3 protein-coding genes are annotated in these 2,327 nt (G+C 62.2%); all 3 read left to right on the top strand.

Annotation, left to right across the window (positions count from 1 at the left end):
* Positions 1-119 precede the first annotated feature (119 nt).
* The 3 genes from HMPREF2924_RS12860 to HMPREF2924_RS12850 all read left to right on the top strand — a co-directional run bounded on the left by HMPREF2924_RS12860 (position 120) and on the right by HMPREF2924_RS12850 (position 2,225).
* Complete coding sequence (locus tag HMPREF2924_RS12860) at positions 120-512, top strand: hypothetical protein (protein ID WP_003139163.1); 393 nt, start codon at positions 120-122, stop codon at positions 510-512.
* Between the two features lie 135 nt (positions 513-647).
* Positions 648-905: a metal-sensing transcriptional repressor gene (locus HMPREF2924_RS12855; RefSeq protein ID WP_025297819.1), complete on the top strand. Its 258-nt coding sequence runs from the start codon at positions 648-650 to the stop codon at positions 903-905.
* A gap of 9 nt (positions 906-914) precedes the next feature.
* Positions 915-2,225, top strand: coding sequence for an MFS transporter (locus HMPREF2924_RS12850; protein ID WP_003139161.1), 1,311 nt, complete (start codon positions 915-917; stop codon positions 2,223-2,225).
* Positions 2,226-2,327 lie beyond the last annotated feature (102 nt).

The following is a 2,327-nucleotide window of genomic DNA, read 5'->3' as shown; positions in this document are numbered from 1 at the left end:
TCAAGGGCTGCGCGCCGATGGCGCTTGCGTCCGGCGGCCGTCCTTGACCCCTGACTGCTGCGCTGCGCCGTGACTTCGACGGTTCCGGGCAATTCCGCCCTTGCAACCGGAGAATCGTCATGAACGACAAATCACACGTTTCCCTCGAACAGCACGTTTGCCTGGTCTGCGGCACGGCGTTCGATACCGGCGCGATCCTGCTGGACAAGCGCCTGCGCGCGAGCATGGAGCGCCACACGGCGACCGGCTGGGGCCTGTGTCCCGAGCATCAGAAGCTGTCCGATGACGGCTTTGTCGCGCTGGTCGAATGCGATCCGCAGCGCAGCGGCGCTCAGGGCGGCGGGTGCATGAAGCCCGAGCAGGCGTATCGCACGGGCCGGCTGGCCCATCTGCGGCGCTCGGTGTTCGCGCAGGTGTTCAACGTGCCGATCGCGGAGAAGCAGGCTTGCGTGTTCGTTGAGCTTGGCGTGATCGACCAGTTGCAGTCGATGACGGCAACGGCGACGAGCTGATCGCGCCGCGCTGCCTTCGGTGCGTCGTCCCTGCGGGATGGCGCACTTTCTTCTGCTGCGCTGGCACGTCACTCCATTTGTGGCAAAGCATTATTGCCGTTAGACGTATCCCCCCTAGGGGGATACAATTTCCGTATGACGGAATCACACAAACACACCAGTCATCCTGCCCTTGTGAAGCGGCTCAAGCGTGCCGAAGGCCACCTTCGACACGTTATCGGCATGATCGAGGCGGAGGAACCTTGCCTCGATATTGCCCGCCAGCTTTCAGCGGTTGAAAGCGCGGTAACGGCAGCAAAGCGTGCTCTGATCCACGACCACATCGAACATTGCCTTGACCATGACGCCGCTTCCGTCATGGGCGAAATGAAGGCACTCGCAAAACTCCTATGAGGCCGACTTATGCTCGCTGTCCTTAAGAACCGCACCTATCGCCACCTGTTCGCTGCGCAAGTGATCGCGCTAGTGGGCACCGGCCTGATGACTGTGGCGCTGGGCCTACTCGCCTACGAACTGGCGGGCGCGGACGCCGGAGCGGTGCTTGGTACGGCGCTGGCTATCAAGATGCTTGCTTATGTCGGCATCGCCCCGATCGCTCAGGCGTTCGCCGACCGCTTGCCGCGTAGGTCGCTGCTGGTCGCACTTGACCTGATTCGAGCCGCCGTGGCTCTCTGCCTGCCCTTCGTCACCGAGGTCTGGCAAATCTATCTCCTGATCTTCGTGTTGCAGGCGGCTTCTGCCGGATTCACGCCGACCTTTCAGGCGACCATCCCGGACATCCTGCCTGACGAGGAGGAGTACACGAAGGCGCTGTCGCTCTCGCGGCTGGCCTACGACCTTGAAAGCCTGGTTTCCCCGATGCTGGCGGCTGCGCTGCTGACCATCATCAGCTTCCACAACCTGTTTGCCGGGACAGTGCTTGGCTTCCTTGTCTCGGCCGCGCTGGTGGTCAGCGTGGTGTTGCCCGCCTCGACACCCGGCCCACGTCGCGGCATCTGGGAGCGCACCACGCGGGGCGTTCGCCTCTACCTTGCAACGCCGCGGCTGCGGGGACTTCTGGCAGTTAGCCTTGCCGTGTCAGCAGCAGGCGCGATGGTGATAGTGAATACGGTGGTCATCGTGAAGGCACGCTTCGGCCTTGGCGAAGCAGAAGTAGCTTGGGCTTTGGCGGCGTTTGGGGGCGGCTCGATGATCGCTGCATTTGCACTGCCTGGGCTGCTCAACAAATTAGCGGATCGACCTGTCATGGTCACGGGAGCGGCGGTGCTGGTTATCGGTACGGCCATCGGGGCGCTGATTCCGTCTTATGTTCTGTTGCTTCCACTTTGGCTGGTGATTGGTTTCGGCTACAGCGTGGCACAAACGCCTTCTGGTCGGCTGCTGCGCCGTTCCGCCCATGCCGAGGATCGGCCTGCGCTATTCGCTGCACAGTTTGCGCTGTCACATGCCTGCTGGCTGATCTGCTACCCGCTGGCGGGACGCTTCGGTGCTGCCTTTGGACTGCAATCAACCTTCATCGTTATGTCATTGATTGGCCTTGCCGGTGTAGTGCTTGCGCTAATGCTTTGGCCTGCCGGCGATCCATCGGATATCGCCCATGACCACCCGGATCTACCGCCGGATCATCCGCATATGCGCGAACATTCAGGCCAGGGCCGACACCACCACCTTCTGATCGTGGACGACCTACATCAAGGTTGGCCACGCATGTAGCGTTGTGTCCTTCGCCAAACGCGATCTAACTTGACCAAGGGGGCTTCGGCCCCCTTTTTGCTGCGCCCGGTGGCGCAACTCCGGCCCTCGCGGGCCTGCGCG

Origin of the sequence: Pseudomonas sp. HMSC063H08 (assembly GCF_001813645.1) — a bacterium.
In the GTDB taxonomy this organism is placed as follows: domain Bacteria; phylum Pseudomonadota; class Gammaproteobacteria; order Pseudomonadales; family Pseudomonadaceae; genus Pseudomonas; species Pseudomonas aeruginosa.
The sequence above is the reverse complement of the archived record's forward strand: the minus strand, read 5'-3'. Positions and strand labels throughout refer to the sequence as shown.